The sequence below is a fragment of the Bacillus sp. B4EP4a genome (assembly GCF_006680105.1).
Taxonomy (GTDB): domain Bacteria; phylum Bacillota; class Bacilli; order Bacillales; family DSM-1321; genus Peribacillus; species Peribacillus simplex_E.
Genome location: NZ_VHIK01000098.1, coordinates 1 through 3,020 on the forward strand (window position 1 = coordinate 1; position 3,020 = coordinate 3,020).

General features: G+C 39.8%; 3 protein-coding genes and 1 pseudogene. 2 read left to right on the top strand and 2 right to left on the bottom strand.

The window, feature by feature from the left end; translation table 11 throughout:
* Nucleotides 1-39: 39 nt before the first annotated feature.
* Nucleotides 40-312 carry a hypothetical protein gene (locus FNK51_RS26160; RefSeq protein WP_141995235.1) on the bottom strand — a complete coding sequence of 91 codons (273 nt, stop codon included), beginning with the start codon at nucleotides 310-312 and terminating at the stop codon, nucleotides 40-42.
* A 456-nt stretch (nucleotides 313-768) separates the two neighbouring features.
* On the opposite strand from FNK51_RS26160, the pseudogene FNK51_RS26165 reads away from it, so the two are divergent.
* Nucleotides 769-1,839, top strand: a pseudogene (locus tag FNK51_RS26165) (CotH kinase family protein); the annotation flags it as partial.
* Nucleotides 1,840-1,911: 72 nt separating this feature from the next.
* The gene (locus tag FNK51_RS27480; protein WP_286178904.1) at nucleotides 1,912-2,289 is read left to right on the top strand and encodes an SET domain-containing protein; all 378 of its coding nucleotides are present in this window, start codon (nucleotides 1,912-1,914) and stop codon (nucleotides 2,287-2,289) included.
* Nucleotides 2,290-2,398: 109 nt separating this feature from the next.
* On the opposite strand, the gene argS is transcribed toward FNK51_RS27480, so the two are convergent.
* Nucleotides 2,399-3,020 (bottom strand): arginine--tRNA ligase domain-containing protein (gene argS, locus FNK51_RS26170; protein WP_141995236.1); only part of this gene is annotated, 622 nt, incomplete at its 5' end.

Sequence of the window (3,020 nt, forward strand, 5' to 3'; positions counted from 1 at the left end):
GAAGCAAGTAATGTTCGCTATCTATCACACATCAAAGCCCTATTCAGCTTGGCTTATTAATTTATTATAGCCGTGACGTGACATCCAGTTCATTGATATGTCCGCGGTACATGCCCTTTCTTCCCGGTCATCGGGATTAAAGGGCATTTTTTTCATGAATTTATTATAATGCCTGATCATGATGCAATGATTGACGAAAGATGTTAACAATGGACGGTACTCCATTTTGTTGCTTATCCATTCTATAAATCTCCTGGGATTAGGCAACTCTGCTAAATCCTCTCCGTTAATTTTTATTAGCCCGTTTGTCATTAACTGACGCTCACGTATGTACGATACTGCATATCATAAAATTAACCTTATTAAAGGAGGAGTTTGTATGCCGAAAGGGAAAAAAGGAAAAGCAGCTTCATCTGGCAGTTCATCTACCGGTAGCACTTCTACTGGTAGCACTTCTACTGGCAGCAAGTCCACTGGCAGTAAATCCACTGGAAAATAATCTACTGGCAACACAGCTACTGGCAACACAGCTACTGGTATCATAACTACTGGTATCACATCTACAACAACAACATCTACTTCATCAAGTTCAAGTTCAAGCTCGTCCACTGGACGTGGCAAAAAAAGAAGAAGATAGATAGTTAAATATAAAATGCTTCAGCTTGATTAATCCCTGATTGATCAAGTGGAAGTATTTTATGATATTACGGCTTCATTAAGGTCAAGACTGTCCATAAAACATCTTATACAAGGAAGGAAGGTGAGTGTATGTCTTATCATATTCCATCTTATTTCTTAATGATAGAAGAAGAAGATCTAGAAGATTTACGTGCGGATATTTGGAGCGATGACCCTATTCCCGCCCATTTGAAAGTAGAAAACGACATTTATGTTATCGATATTGCCTATCGGGGCTCTTATACCCGCAAATTCCGGAAAAGATCCTATTGGATTGATTTCATCGAGCCAGAACGATTCTTTGGCGCCCACAAAATCCATCTCAATGCAGAATACAGGGATCCTTCCCTCATTCGCAATAAACTCTCACTCGATTTCTTTCAAGACCTTGGTGTCCTTTCCCCTCATAGCCAACACATCAACCTATTCCGAAATGGCACGTTTAAAGGTGTGTATTTACAATTGGATTCCGTCGATGGGGTTTTTTTAGAAAAAAGAGGACTTCCTGCCGGCCCGATTTATTATGCTGTCAACAATAATGCCAACTTTTCATTGGAAAGGGACGGGAAAGCGAAAGACTCCCTTACGTCAGGCTATAAACAAGCGTTTGGCAAACCCGCCGATGATGAATATCTAATCGAATTCATCAAAAAAATCAACACCACCCCACTTGCAAAGTTTCCTGAAGTAGTCTCGCAGCATCTTGATATCCATAAATACTTACGCTGGCTGGTTGGAGCCGTTTGCACCATGAATAACGACGGTTTCACTCATAACTATGCACTATATCGCAATAGTAAAACGAAGTTATTTGAAATCATTCCTTGGGATTACGATGCCACTTGGGGACGCAAAGTCAGTGGGGGGATCATGGAGCACACATATGTCCCTATCGGAGGGAAAAAGACAAACCACCTTATTCCTCTGCTCTTGCAGGTTCCGGAATACAGTAAGTTCTACAAAGACCTTTTGGTTGAAACATTGGAAACCACATTTACTGTGAAGCATATGGAAAATAAAGTATTACCACTGCACCAGGGCATACGCCCCCACATCCTTCTTGATCCATATAAAAAGAATAAGATTGATCTATTCGACAAGGAACCGGAATTCATCTTCGAATTCATTCGCAAACGCAGTGATTACTTAAATAAGCACCTTGGTGGCCTAGATGAAAAAAATGCCACGACACAACTGATAGCCAAACAGGACCGAAAAAGGGGAGTTGCTTCCGTGTCACCAATCTGCATTAAAAATACGGGGAAGTATGGCAGGGGAGTATATGCTACAAGGGATATTAAAAAAGATGAACTCATTGAGGTATCACCTGTCATCATTTCACCCAAACATGAATGGAAATATCTAAAGAAAACCGCACTCTTTCCTCACTGTTTCTATTGGGGAGATGACGATGAAACTGTCATTGCCTTAGGAAATGGTTCACTATTCAATCATTCATACACTCCAAATGCGACATTCGATAATAATTTAGAAGATTTAACGATAGACTTTTATGCACATAAAGATATAAAGGCTGGCGAGGAAATAACGATCAATTACAATGGTGAACCTGATAATAAATCCCCGTTATGGTTCGATGTCATCGAGTAGGCGTTTTTTGCTTCCATTTTATTTTGAAAGAATCCATTTTGAAGGAGAATTGATCAAAATGGATTCTTTTTTTATTCAGTTTTCTTCGCTAATGCAAGGACTCTTTAACTTACATTTTATTCGGCGCTGAAATTCCCAATAAACTTAGCGCATCCTTTAATACAATCGCTACGGAAAAAGCGAATGAGAGCTTCATTTGTTTCCATTCATCTTCAACCAAGATTTTCGTATGTGCATAATACTTATTGAATGCACGCGATAAATGCAGACTGAATTTCGCGATTTGTGATGGATCGGCTTGTTCAAATGATTTTTGGACAATGATCGGGTATTGCTCCAACAGCTGGATAACCGGCCACGCATATTCTCCTAAAGCTTCAAAAGTGATGGACTGCTCTTTAAATTCACCTTTTTCAAGCAATGAGGAAATTCGCGCAAATGTGTACTGTACATATGGACCCGTTTCTCCCTCAAAATTCATCATTTGCTCTAATGAAAAATCAATATCGTTCATGCGGTTATTTTTTAAATCATTAAAGATTACCGCTCCGACACCAACCTGTCTTGCAACCAGTTCTTTCTGTTCAAGCGCTTGATTTTTTTCTTCAATATTGCGCTTCGCAGTTTCGATTGCCTCTGCCAATACATCCGCAAGCAGCACGACTTTCCCTTTACGTGTCGACATTTTCTTGCCGTCTTTTAACATCATGCCAAATGCTACGTGCTGCAAA

Coding starts and splice junctions, on each gene's coding strand:
- FNK51_RS26160 (WP_141995235.1), bottom strand. CDS start 312: ATGACAAACGGGCTAATAAAAATTAACGGAGAGGATTTAGCAGAGTTG.